General features: G+C 66.7%; 23 protein-coding genes and 2 pseudogenes. 18 read left to right on the top strand and 7 right to left on the bottom strand.

Translation table 11 applies throughout. The features are described 5' to 3' along the window. The first annotated feature begins 30 nt into the window (after positions 1-30). Genes ASE30_RS08775 through ASE30_RS08790 form a run of 4 tightly spaced genes read left to right on the top strand, consistent with a single transcriptional unit; the run spans position 31 to position 3,642 of the window. A complete protein-coding gene (locus ASE30_RS08775) occupies positions 31-975 on the top strand; it encodes a metal ABC transporter solute-binding protein, Zn/Mn family (protein WP_057283913.1) in 945 nt (314 codons plus the stop codon). Next, positions 972-1,730 (top strand): metal ABC transporter ATP-binding protein, encoded by a 759-nt coding sequence (locus ASE30_RS08780; RefSeq protein WP_057283914.1) that lies wholly within the window; start codon positions 972-974, stop codon positions 1,728-1,730. Before ASE30_RS08775 ends, ASE30_RS08780 begins: the two co-directional genes overlap by 4 nt. Next, the gene (locus ASE30_RS08785) at positions 1,727-2,632 is read left to right on the top strand and encodes a metal ABC transporter permease (protein WP_057283915.1); all 906 of its coding nucleotides are present in this window, start codon (positions 1,727-1,729) and stop codon (positions 2,630-2,632) included. Before ASE30_RS08780 ends, ASE30_RS08785 begins: the two co-directional genes overlap by 4 nt. Next, positions 2,629-3,642, top strand: a complete 1,014-nt coding sequence (locus tag ASE30_RS08790) for a metal ABC transporter solute-binding protein, Zn/Mn family (protein ID WP_057283916.1) — start codon at positions 2,629-2,631, stop codon at positions 3,640-3,642. The genes ASE30_RS08785 and ASE30_RS08790 overlap by 4 nt, the downstream gene beginning before the upstream one ends. 34 nt (positions 3,643-3,676) lie before the next feature. Here the strand turns inward: ASE30_RS08790 and ASE30_RS08795 are convergent, their stop codons facing one another. Next, complete coding sequence (locus tag ASE30_RS08795) at positions 3,677-4,627, bottom strand: LysR substrate-binding domain-containing protein (protein WP_057283917.1); 951 nt, start codon at positions 4,625-4,627, stop codon at positions 3,677-3,679. Between the two features lie 143 nt (positions 4,628-4,770). Between ASE30_RS08795 and ASE30_RS08800 the strand changes: the two genes are divergently transcribed. The 7 genes from ASE30_RS08800 (at position 4,771) to ASE30_RS08830 (ending at position 11,679) form a co-directional block, all read left to right on the top strand. Next, a complete protein-coding gene (locus ASE30_RS08800; RefSeq protein WP_057283918.1) occupies positions 4,771-5,775 on the top strand; it encodes a tripartite tricarboxylate transporter substrate binding protein in 1,005 nt (334 codons plus the stop codon). A gap of 7 nt (positions 5,776-5,782) precedes the next feature. After that, positions 5,783-7,306, top strand: a complete 1,524-nt coding sequence (locus tag ASE30_RS08805) for a UxaA family hydrolase (protein ID WP_057283919.1) — start codon at positions 5,783-5,785, stop codon at positions 7,304-7,306. Positions 7,307-7,332: 26 nt separating this feature from the next. Next, positions 7,333-8,808 (top strand): NAD-dependent succinate-semialdehyde dehydrogenase, encoded by a 1,476-nt coding sequence (locus tag ASE30_RS08810; RefSeq protein ID WP_057283920.1) that lies wholly within the window; start codon positions 7,333-7,335, stop codon positions 8,806-8,808. Positions 8,809-8,845: 37 nt separating this feature from the next. After that, the gene (locus ASE30_RS08815) at positions 8,846-9,652 is read left to right on the top strand and encodes an aldolase/citrate lyase family protein (protein ID WP_057283921.1); all 807 of its coding nucleotides are present in this window, start codon (positions 8,846-8,848) and stop codon (positions 9,650-9,652) included. 164 nt (positions 9,653-9,816) lie between these two features. After that, positions 9,817-10,206, top strand: a complete 390-nt coding sequence (locus ASE30_RS08820) for a hypothetical protein (RefSeq protein ID WP_082601525.1) — start codon at positions 9,817-9,819, stop codon at positions 10,204-10,206. Between the two features lie 8 nt (positions 10,207-10,214). Then, positions 10,215-10,436 (top strand): hypothetical protein, encoded by a 222-nt coding sequence (locus ASE30_RS08825; RefSeq protein ID WP_057283923.1) that lies wholly within the window; start codon positions 10,215-10,217, stop codon positions 10,434-10,436. A 415-nt stretch (positions 10,437-10,851) separates the two neighbouring features. Continuing rightward, complete coding sequence (locus ASE30_RS08830) at positions 10,852-11,679, top strand: ProQ/FinO family protein (RefSeq protein WP_235515228.1); 828 nt, start codon at positions 10,852-10,854, stop codon at positions 11,677-11,679. 90 nt (positions 11,680-11,769) lie between these two features. Here the strand turns inward: ASE30_RS08830 and ASE30_RS08835 are convergent, their stop codons facing one another. From ASE30_RS08835 to garD, 5 genes are all read right to left on the bottom strand, one after another. Further along, positions 11,770-12,366, bottom strand: coding sequence for a DUF4202 domain-containing protein (locus ASE30_RS08835; RefSeq protein WP_057284002.1), 597 nt, complete (start codon positions 12,364-12,366; stop codon positions 11,770-11,772). Between the two features lie 423 nt (positions 12,367-12,789). After that, complete coding sequence (locus tag ASE30_RS28455) at positions 12,790-13,143, bottom strand: hypothetical protein (RefSeq protein ID WP_200964417.1); 354 nt, start codon at positions 13,141-13,143, stop codon at positions 12,790-12,792. A gap of 85 nt (positions 13,144-13,228) precedes the next feature. Continuing rightward, positions 13,229-14,206, bottom strand: a complete 978-nt coding sequence (locus ASE30_RS08840) for a tripartite tricarboxylate transporter substrate binding protein (RefSeq protein WP_057283925.1) — start codon at positions 14,204-14,206, stop codon at positions 13,229-13,231. A gap of 68 nt (positions 14,207-14,274) precedes the next feature. Then, positions 14,275-15,324 (bottom strand): SMP-30/gluconolactonase/LRE family protein, encoded by a 1,050-nt coding sequence (locus ASE30_RS08845; RefSeq protein WP_057283926.1) that lies wholly within the window; start codon positions 15,322-15,324, stop codon positions 14,275-14,277. A gap of 57 nt (positions 15,325-15,381) precedes the next feature. Continuing rightward, positions 15,382-16,950 (bottom strand): galactarate dehydratase, encoded by a 1,569-nt coding sequence (gene garD / locus ASE30_RS08850; RefSeq protein ID WP_057283927.1) that lies wholly within the window; start codon positions 16,948-16,950, stop codon positions 15,382-15,384. A gap of 246 nt (positions 16,951-17,196) precedes the next feature. Between garD and ASE30_RS29465 the strand changes: the two genes are divergently transcribed. The 3 genes and pseudogenes from ASE30_RS29465 to ASE30_RS08860 form a co-directional block, all read left to right on the top strand. Next, on the top strand, positions 17,197-17,706 hold a 510-nt coding region (locus tag ASE30_RS29465; protein ID WP_235515229.1), incomplete at its 3' end, for a dihydrodipicolinate synthase family protein. 1 nt (position 17,707) lies between these two features. Next, positions 17,708-18,211, top strand: a pseudogene (locus tag ASE30_RS29470) (dihydrodipicolinate synthase family protein); the annotation flags it as partial. Positions 18,212-18,327: 116 nt separating this feature from the next. Then, entirely contained in the window at positions 18,328-19,911 is a 1,584-nt protein-coding gene (locus ASE30_RS08860; protein ID WP_057283928.1) for an aldehyde dehydrogenase (NADP(+)), read from the top strand. A 107-nt stretch (positions 19,912-20,018) separates the two neighbouring features. Here ASE30_RS08860 and ASE30_RS08865 read toward each other — a convergent pair whose 3' ends face one another. Beyond that, positions 20,019-21,005, bottom strand: a complete 987-nt coding sequence (locus ASE30_RS08865) for a tripartite tricarboxylate transporter substrate binding protein (RefSeq protein WP_082601526.1) — start codon at positions 21,003-21,005, stop codon at positions 20,019-20,021. Positions 21,006-21,284: 279 nt separating this feature from the next. Between ASE30_RS08865 and ASE30_RS29890 the strand changes: the two genes are divergently transcribed. From ASE30_RS29890 to ASE30_RS08880, 4 genes and pseudogenes are all read left to right on the top strand, one after another. Further along, a partial coding sequence (locus ASE30_RS29890) for a dihydrodipicolinate synthase family protein (RefSeq protein ID WP_369819308.1) occupies positions 21,285-21,769 on the top strand: 485 nt, incomplete at its 3' end. Position 21,770: 1 nt separating this feature from the next. Continuing rightward, positions 21,771-22,299: pseudogene (locus ASE30_RS28930) on the top strand (dihydrodipicolinate synthase family protein); the annotation flags it as partial. 254 nt (positions 22,300-22,553) lie between these two features. Then, the gene (locus tag ASE30_RS08875) at positions 22,554-23,279 is read left to right on the top strand and encodes a FadR/GntR family transcriptional regulator (protein WP_057283929.1); all 726 of its coding nucleotides are present in this window, start codon (positions 22,554-22,556) and stop codon (positions 23,277-23,279) included. A 381-nt stretch (positions 23,280-23,660) separates the two neighbouring features. Beyond that, on the top strand, positions 23,661-24,677 hold the full coding sequence (locus tag ASE30_RS08880; protein WP_057283930.1) for an amino acid ABC transporter substrate-binding protein: 1,017 nt from the start codon (positions 23,661-23,663) through the stop codon (positions 24,675-24,677). Positions 24,678-24,764: the final 87 nt, after the last annotated feature.

The following is a 24,764-nucleotide window of genomic DNA, read 5'->3' on the forward strand; positions in this document are numbered from 1 at the left end:
GCCGATTCCCGATACCGAGCCTCGAGATCCATGCCCGTATTTTCGTCTTTCCCGCCGTTCCTGCGCCGTTGCGCCCTGGCCGCGCTGGCGCTGCTGGCCTGCGCCCTGCTCGCGCCGGCCCACGCCCAGGAGGCCAAGCGCCTGCGCATCGGCGTGACGCTGCATCCCTATTACAGCTATGTCGCCAACATCGTCGGCGACAAGGCCGACGTGGTGCCGCTCATCCCGGTGGGATTCAACCCGCATGCCTACGAGCCGCGCGCCGAGGACATCAAGCGCATTGGCACGCTGGACGTCGTGGTGCTCAACGGCATCGGCCACGATGACTTCGCCGACCGCATGATCGCGGCCAGCGAAAAACCCAAGATCCCGGTGATCGAAGCCAACGCCCAGGTGCCGCTGCTGGCGGCCGTGGGCATGGCCGCGCGCGGCGGCGACTCGGGCAAGGTGGTCAATCCGCACACGTTCCTGTCCATCACCGCGTCCATCGCCCAGATCAACACCATCGCCCGCGAAATGGGCCGCATCGACCCGGCCAATGCGCAGGCCTACACCGCCAATGCGCGCGCCTACGGCCAACGCCTGCGCAAGCTGCGCGCCGACGCGCTGGGCGAACTGGTTGCGGCCCCCAACGCGGACCTGCGCGTGGCCACCATCCACGGCGCCTACGACTACCTGCTGCGCGAATTCGGCCTGGAGGTGACCGCGGTGGTGGAGCCCGCGCACGGCATCGAACCCAGCCCCGCGCAGCTCAAGGGCACGATCGAGCAACTGCGCGCGGCGAACGTCAAGGTGATCTTTTCGGAATTGAACTTCCCGTCCGCCTATGTCGAGACCATCCAGCGCGAGACCGGCGTGAAGCTGTACGCGCTGTCGCATATTTCGTATGGCGAGTACAGCGCCGAGCAGTTCGAAAAGGAAATGAAGCAGAATCTGGCCACGGTCGTGCGCGCCATCGAGGAGGCCGGCGCGTGACGGCCCATCTGGCGGGCGCGCTCGGGCCGACGCTGGCCTTCGAGAACATTTCCCTGACCCTGGGCCGCACCGACATCCTGACCGGCGTCGGCTTTACCGTCGCGCCCGGCAGCGTGCATGCGCTGGTGGGGCCGAACGGCGGCGGCAAGAGTTCGCTGGTCAAGACCCTGCTCGGACAGATGCCGCATCGGGGCAAGCTCAGCGTGTCCTGGCCGGGCGAACGGCCCGGCGTCATCGGGTACATCCCGCAGGCGCTGGAGTTCGACCGCGGCCTGCCCATGACCGTCAACGATTTCATGGCCGCGATGTGCCAGCGCAAGCCCGCGTTCCTGGGCCTGTCCCGCGCGCGCTCGGGCGATATCGGCGAAGCGCTGGCGCGTGTCGGCATGCAGGACAAGCGCAACCGCCGCATGGGCGCGCTGTCCGGCGGCGAACGCCAGCGCGTGCTGCTGGCCCAGGGGCTGGTGCCGAGTCCCGCGCTGGTCGTGCTGGACGAGCCCATGTCCGCCCTCGACGAAGCCGGCGTGCGCGTGTTCGAAGACCTGCTGGACGGCTGGCGCGCGCAGCGCGTGACCGTGTTGTGGATCGAACATGACCTGGAGGCCGTCGGCCGTCTGGCCGACCGCGTCACCGGCCTGAACCGCCAGGTGCTGTGCGACGGTCCGCCTGCCCAGGTGCTGACGCCCGACCGCCTGCTGGCCTTGTTCTCCACCCGGCCCCGCGTCGAACGCATGCCGCAGGAGCAGGCAGCATGAACGCTTTTTTTGATAGCTTGCGCGCGCTGGTGCAACGCGGCGCCGAATCCGGCGTGCTGCCCGAATCGCTGGCCTACGGGTTTGTCGTCAATGCCCTGCTGGCCGGACTGATCATCGGGCCGGTGCTTGGCGGGCTGGGGACGCTGGTGGTGGTCAAGCGCTTCGCGTTTTTCTCGGAGGCCGTCGGCCACGCGGCGCTGACCGGCGTCGCCATCGGCATCCTTCTTGGCGAGCCCTACACCGGCCCGTACGGCAGCCTGTTCAGCTACTGCCTGATCTTCGGCATCCTGCTGAATTTCCTGAGCAACCGCACGCGGCTCACGCCGGACACGCTGATCGGCGTGTTTCTGTCGGTGTCGCTGGCGCTGGGCGCCAGCCTGCTGCTCGTGCTGTCCGGCCGCATCAACATCCATATCCTGGAAAACGTGCTGTTCGGCTCCGTGCTGACCGTCACCAGCAATGACCTGTCGGTCCTGACCTGCGTGGCGCTGCTGGCGCTGGCGCTGGCCTTGCCCAACTACAACCGGCTGATGCTGGCCAGTTTCAATCCCCAACTCGCCGCCGTGCGCGGGGTGCCCGTCAAGGCCATGGATTACCTGTTCGTGATCCTGGTGACGCTAGTCACCGTGGCCTCGGTCAAGGTCATCGGCGCCATCCTGGTGGGGGCGCTGCTGGTGATACCGGCGGCCGCGGCGCGGATGCTGGCGCAATCGCTCAAAGGCTTCTTCGCGATCTCGGTGTTGCTGGCCATGATCAGCACGCTGGCAGGCATCATGTTGCCAATCGAGCTTGAACTGCCGGTGCCCTCGGGCGCGGCCATCATTCTGGTCGCGGGAATATTGTTCGCGATCGCGGCCCTGGCGCGCAGCCTGGTGCCCGGTCTGAAAGGAAATGCAGCATGAGTCTGAAGTCGCGGTACGTGAAGTTGCGGTATACGATGCGCCACGCCGCGCTGGCGCTGGCGTGCATGGCCGCTCTGGGCGCCGGCGTCGCGGCGCAGGCGCAAGAGCCCGCGAAATCCGGCCGCGCCGCCCGCGCGGCGCAGGCCGAGGCGCCGCCGGCCACACCGGCCGCCGCGACCGTCCTGGCCGCGCACCCGGTGGTCTACGCGCTGACCAGCAGCCTGGCCCAGGGCACCGGCGTGCGCGTCGAACGGGCCGCCCCCGCCAATCTGCCGCCGACTCGCCTTATGTCGTATTTCAACGGGCGAGGCGGCGCGGCGCTGCAAAAGGCGGCGGCCTCGGCCGACGCCGCCGTGGGCCTGCGCTCGATCTGGCCCGATGACCCGCTTTATGCGGTGGCACGCAGAACCAATATCCGCATCGTCGAAATCGACGCCGCGCGCCCGCTGGATGGCGCGCTCAACGGCATCGCCCTGCAAAGCGATGCGCGGCCCGGCGGCCAGTTCGCCGCCTATCCCTGGCTCAGCATCGTCAACCTGGGGCGCATGGCCGACATCGTCGCGGCCGATCTGGGGCGCCTGTCCCCGGCGGATGCGCAGCGCATCGGCGTGAACCTGGCCGAGATCAAGCGCAGCCTGGTGGAACTGAATGCCAAGAGCCAGGCCGGGCTGGCCCAGGCCGAAAACGTGGCGGTGATCAGCCTGTCCGAACGCCTGCCCTACCTGATCGCGGAGTTCAATCTTGACCTGATCGAGACCGACGCGCGCGACGATACCGCCTGGACGCCGGAAGCGCTGGCCGGATTGACGGGCAAGCTGAAGGAAAACGGCGCCGCCGCCGCCCTGCTGCATCGCGAACCCACCCCGGCGCTGCGGCAGGCTATCGAGGCCGGGGGCGCCCGCGTGATCGTGCTGGCCACCGATGGCGCCGATCCGGTCGCCGAACTTCAGGCCAACGCGCAACAGCTGCTCGAGGCCCTGGCGCCCGCCGCCGCATCCCGGCCGAACTGATACATGCCGCGCGGCGCGGCGCCATGCCGCCCGGCTACACGCCGCTATCGGCCGCCTGGGCCGACGCCGCTTCCCTCAGGCACTCGATCAACTGCACGCTGCTGGCCGACAGCCCCCCGCCGCGCATCGTGATGATGCCGACGGGCGGCAAGTCCAGCGACAGCGGCACGTTCAATATCTTGCACAGGCCCTGGCGCTGAAAGCGCCGCGCCGCTGATCGCGCCAGAAATCCCACCGCGCCACGCTCGCCGATGAAGGTCAGCGTGGCCAGATAGGATGAGGTTTCCATCAGATCGGCGGAAGGCTGCTGCCCGTGCCGGTGGAACTGCTGTTCGAGTTTTACGCGCAGTGACGCCCAAGGCGGCGGCATGACGCAAGGCAGCCCCGCCAGATCGGCCCAATCCGGCGCGGCCATGCCTGCCACGGGGCTCGCCGGGTGAGCGACGACCACCATGGGTTCTTCGAACAAGGCCTCGGTCGATAGATCCGGCGCGGCATAGCCGGGCTCCAGCCGGCCGACGAAAAGATCCAGTTCGCCCAGACGCAACTTGGGCAGCAGGTGGGTCAGGTCCCCTTCCTCGATCTGCACGGTCGCCCGTGCCGAGCGCGCCTTCAGCGCCTGGACCGCACGCGCAAGCAGCACGGGCATGGCGACCGCCATGGAGCCCACCCGCGTCTTGCCTGCCGCGCCGCTCGCCGCCGCGTCGATTTCGTCCCGCGTGCGTTCGTACTGCGCCAGCACGCCGCGGGCGAAGCGCACGACCGACTCGCCCGCGCCCGTGGGTTCCGTGCCGCGCACGGACCGGTCGAACAGCGTGAATCCCAGCATGGATTCGAGTTCGGACAGCATGCGCGACACGGCGGGCTGGCTGACCGCCAGGAATTCCGCCGTGCGGCCAAGGTGGCGGAACTCATCCAGCGCGACCACCAATTGCAGGTGCCGAAGCTTCAGGTTCGAGCGGAAAACGCGGTCCAAGTGTGCCATGCCAGGGTCTATACATACCAAATACGTTATCAATCCATGAGTCAATTCTATTAGATTGTTATGTATAAGCCCATGAGAATAAGCACGGTTCGCCAGTAGCCTATCCGGCGAATCCTAAAAAAACGATATCCGGAGACAAACCCATGAAGCACACCCCTACCCCTGATCCGCAGCGGCGCAGGCTGCTGGCCGGCGTGGCCTGTGCCGGCGCCGCCGCCTTGCTGGCTCCGTACACCGCGCGCGCCGCCGACTATCCGTCGCGGCCCATCACGTTCATCTGCCCCTGGCCGGTCGGCGGCACGGCGGATCAATCCATGCGAGCGCTTTGCCAGGTCGCGTCCGAGGTGCTCGGGCAGTCCATCGTGGTCGAAAACCGCGCGGGCGCCTCCGGCATGATCGGCACCAAGGCCCTGTCGCAGGCCCAGCCCGACGGCTACACCATCGGGCAGATTCCAATTTCGGTGGCGCGCTTTTCCCAGCTTGGAATGCTGCAGCTCGATCCCCGCAACGAACTGACCTATCTTGCCCGCACCTCGGGCCAGACCTTCGGCATCGCCGTGCTGGCAAGCTCGCCGTTCAAAACCCTGAAGGATGTGGTCGCGCACGCCAAGGCCCATCCTGGCCAGGTGACCTACGGCCACGCCGGCATCGGCGGCGCGACGCACGTGGGCATGGAGGAATTCGCGCTGGCGGCCGGGGCGCAATTCAATGCGATTGCCTACAAGGGAGGCTCGGCCGCGCTGCAGGATGTGCTGGGCGGCCAGATCGACCTGCTGGCGGATTCCAGTTCCTGGGCGCCGCACGTCGAATCCGGCAAGCTGCGGCTGCTGGCCACGTGGGGCGAATCGCGCGCAACCCGCTTCAAGGACGCGCCCACCCTGAAGGAACTCGGTTACGACGTCGTGGTCGAGGCGCCGAACGGCATCGGGGCGCCGAAGGGGCTGGACCCCGCCGTCGAGCGCAAGCTGCGCGACGCCTTCCGCACCGCCGTCAACAGCGCCGCGTTCAAGCAGGTTGCCGATCGCATCGATGCGCCGGTGATGTACCTGGACGGCCCGGACTACAAAGCGTATGTCGCGTCCGTCTACGCGCAGGAAACCGGGCTGATCGCGCGTCTGAAACTGAAAGAACTGCTACAGAAAGGCTGATTCCACGGTGAACCCCAACCCCTTGATCCGGCTTCACGCCAACGACAACGTGCTGATCGCCAGGCAGGCCCTGGCGCTCGGCATGACCATCCCGGCGTTGGGACTACGCGTGCGCGCGCAGGTGCCGGGCGGCCACAAGATCGCCGCCTGCCGTATTCCGGCGGGCACGCCGGTACGCAAATATGACGCCATCATCGGCGTGGCCGCCCGCGATATCGAGGCCGGCGACCATGTACACGCGCACAACCTGGAACTGGTCGATTTCGAACGCGACCCGGCGTTCTGTCGGGACGCTCGGCCCGTGGCGTTGCTGCCGCAGGCCGAGCGGGCCACCTTCCAGGGGTATCTGCGTCCCGATGGCCGGGTGGGCACCCGTAATTTCATCGGCATTCTGGCGTCGGTGAACTGTTCCGCGACGGTCATCCATCACATCGCCGAGCACTTCACGCCGGAACGCCTTGCCGCCTATCCCAATGTGGACGGCGTCGCCGCGTTCGCGCAGACGAGCGGCTGCGGGATGTCGTCGCCCAGCGAGCATTTCGACGTGCTGCGGCGCACGCTGGCGGGCTATGCGCGGCATCCGAACCTGGCGGGCGTGCTGATCGTGGGCCTGGGCTGCGAACGCAATCAGGTCGCGTCGCTGGTCGAGTCCCAGGACCTGTCGCTGGACCCGCGGGTGCACACGCTGGTCATGCAGGATAGCGGCGGTACGCGGGCGACCATTGCCGCGGGCATACGCGCCATCGAGGAAATGCTGCCGCAGGCCAACGCCGCGCGGCGCACCGCCGTGCCGGCCAGCCATCTCAAGATTGGCCTGGAATGCGGTGGGTCGGACGGGTTTTCAGCCATTACCGCCAATCCGGCGCTGGGGGCGGCCATGGACATCCTGGTGCGCCACGGCGGCACCGCGATCCTGTCGGAAACTCCCGAGATCCACGGCGTCGAATACATGCTGACCCGCCGCGCCGTCAGCCCGGAGGTCGGCCAGAAGCTGCTGGACCGCCTGGCATGGTGGGAAAAATACACGGCGGGCCACAACGCGCAATTCAATGGCGTGGTCGGCCACGGCAACCAGCAAGGCGGCCTGGCCAACATATTTGAAAAATCGCTGGGCTCCGCCATGAAGGGTGGCACCACGCCGCTGCAGGCCGTGTACGAATACGCCGAACCGATCGACCGTGCCGGACTGGTCTTCATGGATTCGCCAGGCTATGACCCGGTGGCCGTCACCGGGCAGATCGCCAGCGGCGCCAATCTGATCTGCTTCACCACCGGCCGCGGCTCGATGTTCGGATCCAAGCCCGCGCCCACGCTCAAGCTCGCCAGCAACAGCGCCATGTACGCCCGCCTCGAGGAAGACATGGACATCAATTGCGGCGCGGTGCTGGACGGGGAACTGGACATCGCGCAGATGGGCCAGCGGATCTTCGAGCACATCCTGCGCGCGGCCTCCGGCGAGCCCACCAAGAGCGAAGCGCTGGGGCTGGGCAACCACGAGTTCGTGCCCTGGCATCTGGGCATTGTCAGTTGACACCACACCTACGGATTCCGTATCCCATGCATTCCACGCTAGCCCACCCCGCGCTGCTGCGCGACCAGAACCTCATCGGCGCGCAATGGCGCCCGGCGCAGTCCGAGGCGCGCCTGCCCGTGAGCAATCCCGCGCACGACGCGGTCTTCGCGCATGTGCCCGACAGTGGCGCGGCGGACGCGCGCGCCGCCGCCGACGCGGCCCACGCGGCCTTTCCCGACTGGAGCTGCCGCCCCGCGCAGGAACGCGCACGCTTCCTCAAGCGCTGGCATGCCCAGATCCTGCTCCACCAGGAAGACCTGGCGCGCTTGATCTCCGCCGAACAGGGCAAGCCGCTAGCCGAGAGCCGGGGCGAGGTGCTGTATGGCGCGTCCTATGTGGAATGGTTCGCCGAAGAGGCCAACCGCATCCAGGGCGACATCCTCAACGCCGCCGTGCCCGGACGGCGCATGATGGTATTGAAGGAACCGGTGGGCGTGGTGGCCGCGATCACGCCGTGGAATTTCCCGCTGGCGATGATCGCGCGCAAGATCGCGCCGGCCTTGGCCGCCGGCTGCACCGTGGTGGGCAAGCCCGCCGAAGACACCCCGCTGACCGCGCTGGCCCTGGCCTATCTGGCGGAACAGGCTGGTCTGCCCGACGGCGTGCTGAACCTGGTGACGGCATCGCGGCGGAACACGCCCGCCGTCGTGGATGCCTGGCTGGCCGACTGCCGCGTGCGCAAGATCACCTTCACCGGCTCCACGCCCGTGGGCAAGCATCTGGCTCGGGAATCCGCGGATACGTTGAAGAAGCTGTCGCTGGAACTGGGCGGCAACGCGCCCTTCATCGTGTTCGACGACGCGGACCTGGATGCCGCCGTCGACGGCCTGATGGCCTCGAAGTTCCGCAATGGCGGACAGACCTGCGTCTGCCCGAACCGTATCTATGTGCAGGCCGGCGTGCACGATGAATTCGTCGCCCGGCTGGTCCGGCGGGTGGCGGCGCTGCGGGTTGGCCCGGCCACCGAGGACGGCGCGCAGATCGGCCCCATGATCAACGCGCGCGCGGTCGATAAGATCGACCGCCATGTCCGGGACGCGGTCGCGCAAGGCGCCCGCATCGAAACCGGAGGGCAGCGCGTGCGCGGCGCCGACGGCCCCAACTACTACGCACCGACGGTGCTGTCCGGCGCCACGCCCGCCATGGCGCTGTCATGCGAGGAGACCTTCGGCCCGGTCGCACCGGTTTTCCGATTTACGTCCGAGGAAGAAGTCATCGGCCATGCAAACGACACGCCCTTCGGCCTGGCGGCGTACTTCTATTCCAGCGATACCCGGCGGATCTGGCGCGTGGCCCAAGCACTGGAAACCGGCATCGTCGGCATCAACGAAGGCGCCGTCGCGTCCGAAGCCGCACCCTTCGGAGGCGTGAAGGAATCCGGCTACGGGCGCGAAGGCTCGTCCTATGGATTGGACGACTATCTGCACACCAAGTACCTGTGCCAGGGCCAGCTTGGCTGAGCCCCTGCCCTATCCCCTTTCACGAGCGCACACACCCATGCCGGCACACAATCCCTTCAAATCCGCGCTTGCCGCGCGACAGGCCCAGGTGGGCCTGTGGCTGTCCATGGCCGATCCCTACATGGCCGAGGTCTCGGCCACCGCGGGCTTCGACTGGCTGCTGATCGACGGCGAGCACGCGCCGAACGATCTGCGCAGCACCCTGGCCGCTCTGCAGTCCGTGGCGCCCTACCGCTCCCAGCCCGTCGTGCGCGTGGTGGCGGGCGAAACAGCGCGCATCAAGCAACTGCTGGACATCGGCGCGAAGAACCTGCTGGTGCCCATGGTGGATACCGCCGAACAGGCCCGCGCCCTCGTCGCCGCGACACGCTATCCGCCCGAAGGCGTGCGCGGCGTGGGCAGCGCCGTGGGCCGCGCGTCGCGCTGGAGCGAGCGCGCCGACTACCTGGATATTGCCGATGACGAGGTCTGCCTGCTGGTGCAGGCCGAAACGGCAACCGCCCTGGCGAACCTGGAAGCGATCTGCGCGGTGCCCGGCGTGGACGGCGTATTCATCGGCCCTGCGGACCTTGCCGCCTCGATGGGTTATCGCGGCCGGCCCGGCTCGCCCGAGGTGCAGGCTGCCATCGAACGCGCGATGCGCGTGATCATCGACAGCGGCAAGGCCGCCGGCACGTTGACGTCCGACCCGGCGCTGGCGCGTCGCTACCTGGACCTGGGCTGCACCTTCGTGGCGACCGGCGTGGACGTGCTGCTCTATGCCAATAGCGCGCGCCGTCTGGCGGCCAGCTTCCTGTCAGCGGACACCGAACCCGCCACGCGGCCCGCTTCGGCGGCCTACTGAGCGTGGCCGATGGCGACGGACCCGGCCTGCAATCTAGTCTTGCATGGCCGGGCTTTCAGGCATAAATTGGTTGATACCGCTTTTCGACCGGCATTCAATATCTACCGCTGCGAATCGCGCGCGAAGGTTGTTTTCTGTCTTTTGTTCCCCAAAGGAGCGATGCGATGCGAGTAAAACACCTGCTAGGCCCAGCAACCGTAGCCCTGTCACTGCTGTTCGCCCCACCCTCGATGGCCGCCGAACCCGAAGCGGCGCCCATCATCACCGGAAAGCACTGGACGGAATCAGACGCCAATCTGAAGAAGGCTTACCTCCTGGGCATGGCGAACGTCCTGCAAGTCGAACAGGCGTATCAGCAACGCCGGGCCGTCCCGGACACCCAGACCCTGGTTCCAAAATTCTCCAGGGGACTCCAGAATCAGACGCTGGACTCCGTGCGCGACAGCGTGGATCGCTGGTATGCCGCGAACCCGACCCAATTGGATCGTCCCGTCGTGGAGACCATCTGGTTCGAGATCGTCGTGCCTGCCACGAAGACCAAGCGCACCCCCTAGGAGCCGCCATGAAAATCATCCGTACGATAGCCCTGGCCATCGCGATGGCATCGCTGGCCGCCTGCACGAACATGACCAAGGAACAGCAAGGCACCGTGACGGGCGGGCTGATGGGCGCCGCAGCCGGCGCCGGCATTGCCGCCATCGCGGGCGGTAGCGCATGGACCGGCGCGGCCATCGGCGGTGCTGCCGGCGGTATTGCCGGCAACATCCGCGGCGCCAATCAGTAAAAAAAAAAGCGCCGCGCGCCAAGGCGTGCGGCGCTTTGTCTTGCATCCCCCGCAGGCTTGGGGCAAGACGACCGGGCTCCTGCCCTGTCAGCCTCCCGCCAACCCAGCTATCATTGGTACAAATCCGGCCTGGCGTCGCTGCCGCCGCCGCGCTGCCGCGGGTATCCGGCATCTCGACAAAAGCCGGGCTGACGCATTGCCGGGGCAGGAACGCAGCGTGTATGTTCTACTACTGCCGTTTGCCCTGGCCGCATTCGGTATTTTTCAGTCGTTGGCCCTGCTTGCCGCGATGTCCGGACAGCCGTTCGCCGGGCCGAAAAAGCAGCAAGAAAGCGCATGCAAACGGTGCTGTATGGCCGACAGATGGCGGCGTAGCGGTCACGCTCGCGGCTCAAACCTTTTTTTTGTGTAGCAAATGGGACTAGAACAATTAGCCGCGATCCGGGAATTGCTGATCAAGCAGGCGCCTGAAAAGGCGGCTCCCAAGAAAGAATCGCGTCCGCAGGGCGCGGACAAGCCGCGTCGTCCGCAAGGCGCCGGCAAAGGACCGCGTCCGCAAGGCGGCGACAAGGGCCAGCGCGCGCAAGGCAGCGACAAGGGCCAGCGCCCCCAGCGCGCCGAGCGCCGCGAGACGCCGGTGGATCCCGTCGTGGTCGCCATCTCGCGGCTGCAGCGCCACTTTCCGAAGGCGTTTCCCAAGAATCCCGCTCCCAAGCTTCCGCTGAAGCTGGGCGTGCTGGCTGACCTGGTGCAACACGCCCAGGCCTTGCAGCTCGACGAGGAACAGATCAAGGAAGCCGTCAAGACCTGGTGCGATGGCCGCCGCTACTGGACCTGCATGGTCGAAGCGGCCCCGCGCGTGGACTTGAACGGCGAACCCGTCGGCGCCGTGACGGCCAACGAAGCCCGCCATGCCAAGCGCATGGCGTCGCGCAACGCCTCCCGGAATGCCGCTCGCGCGAAGGCCGAGAAGAAAGCCGCGGCGGCGCCCGCCACGGCGATCGACGCGTCCGCGGTGCCCGCAGAGGCGGTCGACGCGCCCGTGACACCCGCAACGGCTGCCGAGGGTATCGATATGCCGACGACGCCGGCGGCGGCTGTCGAGGGTGCCGATGCCACGACGACGCCTGCGGCGGCTGCCGACGCTGCCGATGCCACGGCGACGCCTGCGGCGGCCGTTGAGGCCACCGACGCCCCCGCAGCCGCTGACCCGGCAGATCCAGCAACGGACAAGCCCGCTTAAGTCCGCGTCCGGACCGGCGGCACGACAGGCTTGCGGCGGCACGGGATACCTATCCGTGCCGCCGCAAGCCTGAACCGTTGTGCCCAGCGCTTAGCGGCCTCTCTCGAGCGCCGCCAGCGCCTGTTTCAGGTGTTCCAGTCCCGCGGGGGTATACGACAGGGACAACGCACGCTCATGGCCGGCGCTATCCATCTTCAGCAGCGACTTCCTGAGGATTTCGACGATCTTGTCGCCGTGGGCGGGGTGGAAGGCCTCGTACTGGTATTGCAGGAACACCAGGCACAACGCGTTTTCCATCACCTGCACGTCCGCGTCCTGCTTGATGCCCTGTTTCATCAGGATCGCCGTTACGCGGTCCGCGACGCTGTCCGGGTAGCCCGCGCCCTTGATGATGTCTTCAGCGATGCGGGCATGATGCCGCATCAGCGCCTTGCGCCACGACAGATAGCCGATGCGCCCCTCCGGGTAGCTGTGGCGCGCGATCTCCCACCGTCCGATATGCTGGCTTTTCGACGCCAGCAGCAGCGGCTCGGACGCATCGGGCGCCAGCTTCAGCACCCAGTCGTGCAGCTTCTCGGCCAGAAACAGCTCCTGCGGACAGGTCTGGCCTTCCCAGGTGAACAAGTTGGGGTCCGCGCCGTTGTATTGGTCAAAAAGGCGCAGCGTCTGCTGCAGACGATCATTCATGCGTTGCGTTTCCATAGTGAATCGCCAGGAACGGCGCGCTGCCGGCGGAGGGGTTGATCATACCGCCGCCGTTGACCAGATCGACGGCTATGCCGAACGCTGAGCGAGACAGGACACGCTTGGCATCCCAGTTGAGCCGCCGGGTCAACAGCGGTTTATACGCGTTCGCGGTACGGCTAACGTATGTCGCCGGCAGCCCGCCACGGTAGGAGCTGCTGAGCTGAATTGTCTATTTTTGCCGGTTTATCAACCGAACAAGGCTTCGATCAAGGCATTGATAACAATGCACTTTTATTGGATTTCCGACTGAATCCTCGGATTTATTTGCCGGTTTATTTGCCGGTTTATTTGCTGGTTTCAGTTTCATGTGGACCGCTGCGCGTCACTTTGCGTGCGCGCTCCCCGCACGCGCTCCTTGCCAGCCTAACGCGGCAGTGCCGGGGTCAGCGGGCCCACGGGCGGCTGGCCGGGACGGGGCGGAATCGGAGGGAGCCTGGGCTGGGCCGGCCCTTTCAGGCCGGATTGGCCCTGCGGCTGGGAAGAAGACGCGCCCGCTGGCGGGTAGCGTGAGCCGGGACATGACGTGCCCAAGCAATCCCGGTCGATCTTTCCCGGGTCGACCTTTTTCGGACACGACGTGCCCAGGCAGGTGTCCGGCAGGGTACGCGCGGATTGCGGCGGCCGCGGCACGGTGGGCAGCGCGTCCCGCGCGTACGCCGGCGCGGTGCTCAACCCCGCCAATGCAGCCAATGCCGCCACGGCGATCAATGATTTCATCGCTACGCTCCACCGGGACTGTGTCTGCCCAGTGTGCGCCCATCCCCCGCCCCTCGCAAGGCGGGGACTGGCCGTGGCGCCTGCCTCAATCCAGGCGGATATCGGCGCTTTTCACCACCTTGGCCCAGCGCTCGCGCTCGCTGTTGAAGAACTGCGAGAGTTCGGCCGGATTCCGGGTGACGATCTCGGCGCCCTGCTCGTTCAGTTGCGCCGCGACCTCGGGCTGGCTGACGATCTGCGCCATCAGCGTGGACAGGCGGGCCGCCACCGGGTCGGACATGGTGACGGGCGCCATCACGCCCTGCCAGGTACCCGACTCGAAGCCCGGCACGCCTTGTTCCGAAATCGTCGGAATGTTCGGCACGAGCTGCATGCGCTCTTTCTTGGAGATCGCGATCGGCCGCAACTTGCCGGACTTGATGTGCGGCAACGTCGCCAACAGGCCGTTCATGATGATCTGCGTCTGTCCGCCGATCGTATCGGTCACCGCCTGCGAGCCGCCCTTGTAGGGCACATATTCCCACTGGGCGCCCGTGGCCTGCTGCACGGCCACGGCGGCCAGGTGCGGCGCGCTGCCGATCGCGGTGACCGCGAAGTTCAGGCGCTGCTTCTTGGACAACGCGACCAGCTCCTCGACCGTCTTGGCCGGCACATCGGGATGCACCGCCAGCACGTGCGGCGAATAGGCCAGCATGCCGACGGCGCGCAGGTCCTTGGACGGATCGAAGGTCAGCTTGGTGTACACGGACGGGCTGATCGCCAGCGCGCCGACGTCGCACAGCAGCACGGTATGGCCTTCCTGCGCCGACTGCACCACCAGGCCGGCGCCCACGTTGCCGTTGGCGCCGGGCTTGTTCTCGACCACGACGGTCTGCTTGAGCACCTCGGCGAGCCGGGGGGCCAGGATCCGGGCAATGATGTCCGACGAGCCGCCGGGCGGGTAAGGCACAACGATGCGTACGGGCCGCGTCGGCCAATCCGACGATTGCGCCCATGCCGGCACCAGGGGCGTCAGGCAAAGCGCCGCGGCGCTGCCCAGGAACTGTCTCTTGCTCGGGTTCATGCTGTCTCCACGCTGTTTGATGCGTTTGTTGAATTGCCCGCGGCCATGCCCCGGCCGCGGTTGGGGCCCTATGCCGCGCCGCGCGTCTCCACGTACAAGGCATAGAGCGAATGGCTGCTGGCCATGAAAAGGCGATTGCGCTTGGCCCCGCCGAAGCACAGATTGGCGCAGCGTTCCGGCAGCCTGATGTGGCCGATGGGCTTGCCCGCCGGGTTGAAAACCATCACGCCGTCGAGCTCTTCGGACTTGGCGTCCGGCGATCCGTTGCTGCCCCACCCGCACCACAGGTTGCCGGCCTCGTCGCACTTGATGCCGTCGATGGCGCCGGCGCCCTGCGCATCGATGTGCAGGCGCTTGCCGGACAAGGCGCCGTCGCTGCCCACGTCGTAGGCCCAGACCACGCGGTAGGGTTGATGGCGCGACTCGACGATGTAAAGCACCTTTTCGTCGGGCGAAAAGCAAAGACCATTGGGACCGGCCAGGTCGCTGAGTGCCAGCGTCACGCGGCCGCCGGCCGGATCGATGCGATACACGGAATGCGGCAGCTCGGGCGCGGCCTTGTCGCCTTCCCAGTGCCCGCCGATACCGAACGGCGGGTCGGTGAACCAGACCGCGCCGTTGCGCTGGCAGACGATGTCGTTCGGCGAATTGAAGCGCTTGCCGTCGTAGCGGTCGGCCAGCACGGTAATGCTGCCGTCGTACTCCGTGCGCGTGACGCGCCGCGTCAGATGCTCGCAGGTCAACAGCCGCCCCTGGCGGTCGCGCGCCAGCCCATTGCTGAAATTGGCGGGGTGCCGGAAGACGCTGATCGCACCGGTGGTTTCGTCCCAGCGCAGGATGCGGTCATTGGGAATGTCCGACACCAGCAGGTAGCGGCCGTCGCCGAACCAGACAGGACCTTCCAGCCAGCGGAAACCCGTGGCCAGTTGTTCCACGCTGCTGCTGTAGATGCGGTACTTGGAAAACTCCGGATCGAGGATCCGCACCGACGGATCCGGATAGCGCTGCTGCGGCGTGAAGTTGAAGGATTGCGCCTGAACGAGGCTGGCGGGCCCCACTGCGAGCGCGGCGCCCAGCAGCCGGCGCCGGCCGGCCTGGACCTTGGGGTCTATATCCATCGGCTGTCTCCTCTTTGGTTTTTTTTCGATGGCGCTACGGGATGACGCAGGCGGCCCTCAGGTCACGGGGCCGGGATTGAACAGCGCCAGGGCGTTGTGCAGCTTGAGCTTTTCCGCACAGGTCTGCTGCTTGCCGCTGGCCACGTCCAGCATCAGGCGGAACAGTTCCCAGCCCACGTCCTCGATCGAGGCCTGGCCGGTGGCGATCACGCCCGCATCCACATCCATCAGGTCGTGCCAGCGGCGCGCAAGACTGGAGCGCGTGGCGACCTTGATGACCGGCACCTGGGCCAGCCCGTAGGGCGTGCCGCGGCCGGTGGTGAAGATGTGCAGGTTCATGCCCGCGGCCAGTTGCAGCGTGCCGCAGATGAAGTCGCTGGCCGGCGTGGCCGCGAAGATCAGGCCCTTGCGGGTCAGGCGGTCGCCGGGCGACAGCACCCCATGGATGGGCGACGATCCCGACTTCACGATCGAGCCCATGGCCTTTTCCACGATGTTCGACAAGCCGCCTTTCTTGTTGCCGGGGCTGGTGTTGGCGCTGCGGTCGGCCATGCCGCGCTGCAGGTATTCGTCGTACCAGGCCATTTCCCGGATAAGCGCATCGGCCACGTCGGGCGTGGCGGCGCGGGCGGTGAGCTGGTCTATGCCGTCCCGCACTTCAGTGTTCTCGGAGAACATCACCGTGCCGCCCGCGCGCACCAGCAGATCGGTGGCGAAACCCACCGCCGGATTGGCGGTCACGCCGGAAAACGCGTCGCTGCCGCCGCACTGCACCCCCACGGTCAGGTCGGACACGGGGCAGGTTTCGCGCCGGCGCGCGTTCAGTTTTTGCAAGTGGCGTTCGGCGGTGCGCATGATCAGCGCGATCATCGATTCAAAGCCGATGTTCTCTTCGTCCTGGAGCACGATGGTGTCCACGCCGTCTGTGCCCATGCCCTCGCCAGCCCGGATCGGAATGGCGTTGGGAGCCAGCAGGCGTTCAGGCTGCAGTTTCTCGCAGCCCAGGCTGACCACCATGGAGGTGCCGCCGAAATTCGGGTTGCGGCCGATGTTGTGCAGCGTGCGGATCGGAATGGCCGCGCCGGGCGCGTCGATCGCGACGCCGCAGCCGTAGGTGTGTTCCAGCCCCACGACGTCGTCCACGTTGGGGTAGCGCGGCAGGAGTTCCTGGCGGATGCGCGCGACCGCGTGCTCGACCACGCCCTGCACGCACTGCACCGTGGTGCTGATGGCCAGTATGTTGCGGGTGCCCACCGTACCGTCGGCATTGCGGTAGCCCTCGAATGTGTAGCCCTCGAGCGGCGGCAGCGGCACGATGCGCGTAGACACGGGCAGGTCCTGCAAGGTGCGCGCCGCGGGCATGGTGGTCACGCGCTCGTTGATCCAGCTTCCACGCGGCAGTGCCTTGGCCGCGAAACCGACCACCACGTTGTAGCGCACGACCGCATCGCCTTCGGCCAGGTCCGCGAGCGCGACCTTGTGCCCCTGGGGCACCGTATCCACGAGTTGCAGGCCATCGGGCAGCACCGTGCCCGCGGGCAGCCCGCCCTCGTTGGCGACGATGGCCACGTTGTCCTGGGGATGAATCTTGATAAGCACTGGCGCCTGCTCTGCCGCAACCTGCATGAAAAATCCTTTTGCCGATGGATGCCGCGCTGCGGGCATCCGATACGTTATCGTACAACTAGAAGAATATCGCCGAAAGGCATCAGAAATAAATTTCGGGTTTCCCCTTGTAAACATGGCGCATCATAGGGAAAGACATCTTGAATCGCCGGAATTCATGTTGTACGATGACTCACCTTTTATCACCGCATCCCGTCCGCGGCACCTTTCCTCCGCCTGCGACGGCAACCTAGGGATGAGCGCAACATGACGACTCCGCAGGAACTCAAGGCCATTGTTTCGGAAGGCTTGCTGTCCTTCCCCGTGACCGACTTCGACCAGAACGGCGATTTCAACGCCAAGAGCTATGCGGCCCGCCTGGAATGGCTGGCCCCCTACGGCGCCACCGCCCTGTTCGCGGCGGGCGGCACGGGCGAGTTCTTCTCCCTGGCTCCGCAGGAATATTCGGACGTCATCCGCACCGCCGTCCAGACCTGCGCCGGCAAGGTGCCAATCCTGGCCGGCACCGGCGGCCCGACGCGTACCGCCATCGCCTACGCCCAGGAAGCCGAACGCCAGGGCGCCAAGGGCGTGCTGCTGCTGCCGCACTACCTGACCGAAGCCTCGCAGGACGGCATCGCCGCGCACGTCGAACAGGTCTGCAAGTCGATCAACATCGGCGTCATCGTCTACAACCGCGCGCAATCCCGCCTGTCGGCCGACAGCCTGGCCCGCCTGGCGGACCGCTGCCCGAACCTGGTCGGCTTCAAGGATGGCNGGCGTCATCGTCTACAACCGCGCGCAATCCCGCCTGTCGGCCGACAGCCTGGCCCGCCTGGCGGACCGCTGCCCGAACCTGGTCGGCTTCAAGGATGGCGTCGGCGACATCGAATCCATGGTGCGCATCCGCCGCAAGCTGGGCGACCGCTTCTCGTACCTGGGCGGTCTGCCCACGGCCGAGGTCTACGCAGCCGCTTACCGCGCGCTTGGCGTGCCGGTGTACTCGTCGGCGGTGTTCAACTTCGTGCCCAAGATGGCCATGGAGTTCTACCGCGCCATCGCCGCCAACGACAGCGCCACCACCAACCGCCTGCTGGACGATTTCTTCCTGCCCTACCTTGAAATCCGCAACCGCAAGGCCGGTTATGCCGTCAGCATCGTCAAGGCCGGCGCCAAGCTGGTCGGCCACGACGCCGGTCCCGTGCGCGCCCCGCTTACCGACCTGACCGGCGAAGAGCTCGAGATGCTCAACGCCCTGATCAAGAAGTCCGGCGCGCAGTAAGCCCCGCGCCGATAACGCCCGCCTGCCCCCGATCCGGGGGCATTTTTGTCCCCGGGCCATCCCGGGACAAAAACGCCCTCTTGTTGGATCGGGGAGCGCATTTTTTGGAGATGACCATGAACCTGACCGGCCAAATGTTGATCGGCTCGACCGCCGTCCTTGGCGCGGGCGCTGCCCAGCACGCCATCAATCCCGCCACCGGCGAGCGCCTGGACCCCGGCTATCCCGCCGGCTCGTCCGACGACGTGGCGCGCGCCGCCGAACTGGCCCGTGCCGCTTTCGACCCCTACCGCGCAACGCCGCTGGAAACGCGCGCGCAATTCCTGGAAAGCATTGCCGAGGGCATCCTGGCCTTGGGCGACGCGCTGATCGAGCGCGCGCACCAGGAAACCGGTTTGCCGCTGGCGCGTCTGCAGGGCGAGCGCGGCCGAACCGTGGGCCAGTTGCGCCTGTTCGCCCGCGTGGTGCGCGACGGTTACTTCCTGGACGCCACCATCGACCCGGCGCTGCCCGAGCGTCAGCCCCTGCCGCGCGCGGACCTGCGCCTGGCCAACGTGCCGCTGGGCCCCGTCGCCGTGTTCGGCGCCAGCAACTTCCCGTTGGCCTTTTCGGTGGCCGGCGGCGACACCGCATCGGCGCTGGCCGCCGGCTGCCCCGTCGTCGTGAAGGCCCACAACGCCCATCCCGGTACCTCCGAAATGGTCGGCCGCGCGATCCAGCAGGCCGTCGCCAAGCACGGCCTTCCCGAAGGCACGTTCTCGCTGCTGTTCGGCGCGGGCAATGAAATCGGCACGGCGCTGGCCACCCATCCGGCCATCACGGCCGTCGGTTTCACGGGATCGCGCCGTGGCGGCCTGGCGCTTGTCGCCGCCGCCAATGCCCGCCCGGTGCCGATTCCCGTGTACGCCGAAATGTCCAGCATCAACCCCGTGTTCCTGATGCCCGCCGCACTGGAAGCCCGCGCCGAGAGCATCGCGCGCGGCTTCGTGGATTCGCTGGCGATGGGCGTGGGCCAGTTCTGCACCAACCCCGGCCTGGTGATCGGCATCGAAGGTCCGGCACTGGAGCGGTTCCGCCAGGCAGCCGCCGAAGCCGTCAAGGCCAAGGGCGCGGCCACCATGCTGACCCCGGGCATTTTCTCGGCCTATGAACAAGGCGCGGGCGCCTTGGCCAGCCATGCCAGCGTGTCCACCGTGGGACGCGGCGAACCCTCCAACCCTGCCTGCAACGCCGCCGGCGCCGTGGTGTTCGGCGCCAGCGCCGATCGGTTCCTGGCCTCTCGCGAACTGGAAGCCGAAGTCTTCGGCCCGGCATCCCTGGTGGTGGCGTGCAAGGACGCGGCGCAGATGAAGGAAGTGGCCGAGCATCTGGAAGGACAGCTCACCGCCACCCTGTTCGTCGACGACGCCGACGTGGCGCAAGCGCAGGCGCTGCTGCCGGTGCTGGAACGCAAGGCCGGCCGCATCCTGGCCAACGGCTACCCGACCGGGGTGGAAGTCAGCCATGCCATGGTGCATGGCGGACCGTTCCCGGCCACGTCCAATCCGGCATCGACGTCGGTGGGCGCAACCGCGATCCGCCGCTTCCTGCGCCCGGTCTGCTACCAGGACCTGCCCGACGCCCTGCTGCCCGACGGCGTCAAGCGCGCCAATCCCCTGGGCCTGACCCGCATGGTCGACGGCACCCTGTCGGCTGCCTGAGCCAGCGCGCAAAACGCCGCGCCGCGACCCTTGCGAGGGTTGCGGCGCGGCGTTTTCTTTGGCGGCGCTCAGGGGACTCGGCTGCCGCCGAGCCCTGCATGCAGCGCTTATTGCGTCTTCAGCTTCCCATCGGCGACGATCTTGGCCCACTTGGCCTGTTCGCCCGCCTGGAACGAGGCGAACTCGGCCGGCGAATTCGGCGTGTAGGCCAGGCCCAGGCCCTGCATCTTGGCGCTGACCTCGGGCTTGGCCACGATGCCGGCGATCGCCTTGTTCAGTTTGTCGACCACCGCGGGCGGCGTATTGGCCGGCACATAGATGGCCTGCCAGCTGCTGACGTCAAAGCCGGACACGCCGGCTTCCTGCATGGTCGGCACATCCGGCAGCACCGCGGTCCGCTTGGCGGACGTGACCGCCAGGGCGCGCACCTTGCCGCTTTGCACATAGGGCAGCGCCACCAGCGCGGTTTCGAAGGAACTGGGAATCTGGCCGCCGATCAGGTCCTGGATGGCCGGCGCGCTGCCGCGGTACGGCACGTGGGTCAGGTGGGCGCCCGTCAACTGCTTGAAGACTTCGCCCGACAGATGTTGCGACGTGCCCTGCCCGGCCGACCCGAAGGCGATGGTATCGGGGTTGGCCTTGGCGGCCGCCACCACTTCCTGCACCGTCTTGTAGGGCTGGTTCGCGCCCACCAGCAGCACATTCGAAATGCTGCCCAGCAGGATCACGGGCGCGAAGTCCTTGGCGGCGTTGTAGTTGATGCTGGGCAGCAGGGAAGGATTGATGGCGTGCGTGGCGATCGTGCCCAACAGCAAGGTGTAACCATCGGGCTTGGCCCGCGCCACGGCATCCGCGCCCAGCACGCCGCCCGCGCCGCCCTTGTTCTCGACGACCACGGTCTGGCTGAGCGTCGTGCCCAGTTCCTGCGCGATCAGGCGGCCCAGGATGTCGGACGTGCCGCCGGCGGCAAATGGCACCACCAGTGTGATGGCCTTGGCGCGCGGCCAATCGTCGGCGGCATGCGCGGCGCTGGCGCCAAAGGCGGCAACAGCAAAAACGGCGGACATACGGCGCAGCAGGGGAAATGCCTTCAATCTTGTCTCCTAGACGTTATGGAATAGCCGGATCATCTTGTACGTTGTCGTACGACTATTTGCATGGAAGAATACTTCCCGGATCCTCGCCTTTCAATCTAGGGAAATTACGGTATTCGTTCTATTTCCGTGTTGTGTCGTACGACAACAATAAATCCCGGAGGGCATTGCCTGCTTATCTTGTATGTTGTACGATGACATACATCTACTGATTCAGATCCAGGCACAGGCCTATCTGGCCCGGCTTTTCACTACCCTTCTCTTGATTGGATGACTGGCATGACGACTCCCCAGGAACTTAAAGAAATCGTGTCGGAAGGACTGCTCTCCTTCCCGGTGACCGACTTTGACCAGAACGGCGATTTCAACGCCAAGAGCTATGCGGCCCGCCTGGAATGGCTGGCCCCCTATGGCGCCACCGCCCTGTTCGCGGCAGGCGGCACCGGCGAGTTCTTCTCCCTGGCTCCGCAGGAATACTCGGATGTCATCCGCACCGCCGTCCAGACCTGCGCCGGCAAGGTGCCGATCCTGGCCGGCACCGGCGGCCCGACGCGTACCGCCATCGCCTATGCCCAGGAAGCCGAACGCCAGGGCGCCAAGGGCGTGCTGCTGCTGCCGCACTACCTGACCGAAGCCTCGCAGGACGGCATCGCCGCGCACGTCGAGCAGGTCTGCAAGTCGATCAACATCGGCGTCATCGTCTACAACCGCGCGCAATCCCGCCTGTCGGCCGACAGCCTGGCCCGCCTGGCGGACCGCTGCCCNGCAGGTCTGCAAGTCGATCAACATCGGCGTCATCGTCTACAACCGCGCGCAATCCCGCCTGTCGGCCGACAGCCTGGCCCGCCTGGCGGACCGCTGCCCGAACCTGGTCGGCTTCAAGGATGGCATCGGCGACATCGAGTCCATGGTCAGCATCCGCCGCAAGCTGGGCGACCGCTTCTCGTACCTGGGCGGCCTGCCCACGGCCGAGGTCTACGCAGCCGCGTACCGCGCGCTTGGCGTGCCGGTGTACTCGTCGGCGGTGTTCAACTTCGTGCCCAAGATGGCCATGGAGTTCTACCGTGCCATCGCCGCCAACGACAGCGCCACCACCAACCGCCTGCTGGACGATTTCTTCCTGCCCTACCTTGAAATCCGCAACCGCAAGGCCGGTTACGCCGTCAGCATCGTCAAGGCCGGCGCCAAGCTGGTCGGCCACGACGCCGGTCCCGTGCGCGCGCCGCTCACCGACCTGACCGGTGAAGAGCTCGAGATGCTCAACGCCCTGATCAAGAAATCCGGCGCGCAGTAAGCCCCGCGCACGCCGTTGCAACGCCCTCCCGCCCGAGGGCGTTTTCTTTTTGGTGCAAAGAAAAGTTGGCGGAATCGGCGCTGTATGTTGTCATACGGCTAAGGATTTCCCAGCGAACCCGCGTTTTTGCACGCTATGCCGTCCGGGCCGGACACCCTGAGGCGGCGAATCAAGCAGGCACACCCGCGTACACTTGCGGCTGCATGCGCGGGCTGCCCGCCCGCGCATGCGGCAATTTCCCTATAAGAGAGACAATGCAAACTCCCGCCCGGCCCCCCCGCTCGCGCCTGACCGACGTCGTCATCGAAGAACTGACCAAGCGCCTGGACGCCCGCCTGTACCGCGCGGGCGACAAGCTGCCCTCCGAACACGCCCTGTGCGACGAGTTCGACGTCAGCCGCACCGTCATCCGCGAAGCCGTGGCCTCCATGCGCCTGAGCGGCCGCCTGGTCAGCAAGCCGGGCATCGGCGTCTTCGTCACCGAAGACCGCGAAAAGCCCATCGATTTCGTGATCGAACCCGCCGCGGACCCGCGCTGGGCGCTGCACATCATGGAATTGCGCGCGGGGCTTGAGGTCGAGGCCTGTGGGCTGGCGGCGGAACGCCGCAGCGCTGCGGACCTGAGCGGCATCGTCGAAGCCTTCGATGCCTTCAACCGCGCCACGCGCGACATGGAAGCCGCCGTCAAGGCCGACTATGAATTCCACCTGGCGATCGCCCGCGCGTCGAACAACCCGCATTTCCCCGCCTTGCTGAAAGCCGCGGTGCGGGATGTGATGCTGGATCTGAACATCAAGCACGGCGGCAAGACGCCCCAGGAACTCGAAACCTACGAGACACGCAACGTGCGCGAGCACGAAGCCATTCTGACCGCCATCATGCGCCGCGACCCGGGCGCCGCGCGGGCCGCCATGGCCCGCCACCTGGGCGACAGCATCGCGCGCTACCGCAAGCTGCTGTCCCACGCGCCGGCGGAATAAGCCCCTAGGCACACTCTTCCCGTGGTGCGGATTACGGGAATCCCCTTACTTGTTTACTTGTATGATGGCTGCCATCATACGTCGTACTAGATAGCAAGATTCGCGGGTCTTGAAGACTGGCCCCGCGGCCGTAGCATAACGTCGCCTCCGTACCGCCGATGAGCCCAATTCTTTCCCTCCGCAGCAAGTTCCACCGCTACGCCACGCGCATCCATCGGCGCCCCGCCTGACCGCCCCTCGGCGGCCTGTCACCCACCTCTTTCTTAATCCGTCCGAACGCGCGACGCGCCCTCTCCGGCATGACCGGGGCGGCCCCCGCACGCTTGGCCGTTCCCCACCCTCCGCTGTTTCAACCACTTTCCGACCCCAGGAGAAATCTCCATGCGTAAGTTTCTGAGCGCCGCCGTCGCGGCCACTTTGCTGTGCGTCGCGTCTGGCGCACAGGCCGGCGTCACCTTCGACGCCGTCAAGAAGAAGGGTTTCCTGCAATGCGGCTTCGCCGGCATTCCCGGATTCTCCGTGCTGGACAGCAAAGGCGAATGGACGGGGCTGGACGTGGACATGTGCCGCGCCGTGGCCGCCGCCATGTTCGGTGACGCCGCCAAGGTCAAAGGCAACGTCCTGACGGCGCAGGCCAAGTTCACGGCCCTGCAGTCCGGCGAGATCGACATGCTGTCGCGCAACACCACGCAGACGCTGACCCGTGACACCACCCTGGGCCTGATTGGCGTCGGCGTGAACTTCTATGACGCGCAAGGGCTGATCGTCAAGAAGGCCATGAACGTGAAGAGCGTGAAGGAACTGGACGGCGCCACGATCTGCGTGCAGCCCGGCACCACCACCGAACTGAACCTGGCGGACTACTTCCGCAGCCGCGGCCTGACGTTCAAGCCGGTGCTGGTCGAGAACTACGACGAGAACTTCCGCCTGCTGGAATCCGGCCGCTGCGACGCCTACACGAACGACAAGTCCAACACCGCCGCCAACATGCGCACGCGCCTGGCCAAGCCGGACGATTGGGAAATCCTGACCGAAAACCTGTCCAAGGAACCCCTCGGCCCCATGGTGCGCCAGGGCGACGAACAGTGGTTCAACATCGTGCGCTGGTCCCTCAACGCCATGCTCGAAGCCGAGGAATACGGCATCACGTCGAAGAACGTGGACGAGATGCTCAAGAGCACCAACCCCAACGTGCAGCGCATCCTGGGCGTGACGCCGGGCATGGGCAAGAACCTGGGCCTGGACGACAAGTGGGCCTACAACATCATCAAGCAGGTCGGCAATTACGGCGAAAGCTATGACCGCGCCATGGGCAAGGAAAGCCCGCTGAAGCTGGAACGCGGCCTGAACAAGCTGTGGACGCAGGGCGGCCTGATGTACGGCTGGCCGGTGCGCTGAACCCGCGCAGCCGCCCGTGCGCGGCTCCGTCCCGGCGACGGAGCCGCTTTTCTCTTTACCCCGCATGTCCGGCCGACCGCCGGGCCT

This window comes from Achromobacter sp. Root83 (genome assembly GCF_001428845.1).
GTDB lineage: Bacteria > Pseudomonadota > Gammaproteobacteria > Burkholderiales > Burkholderiaceae_B > Achromobacter.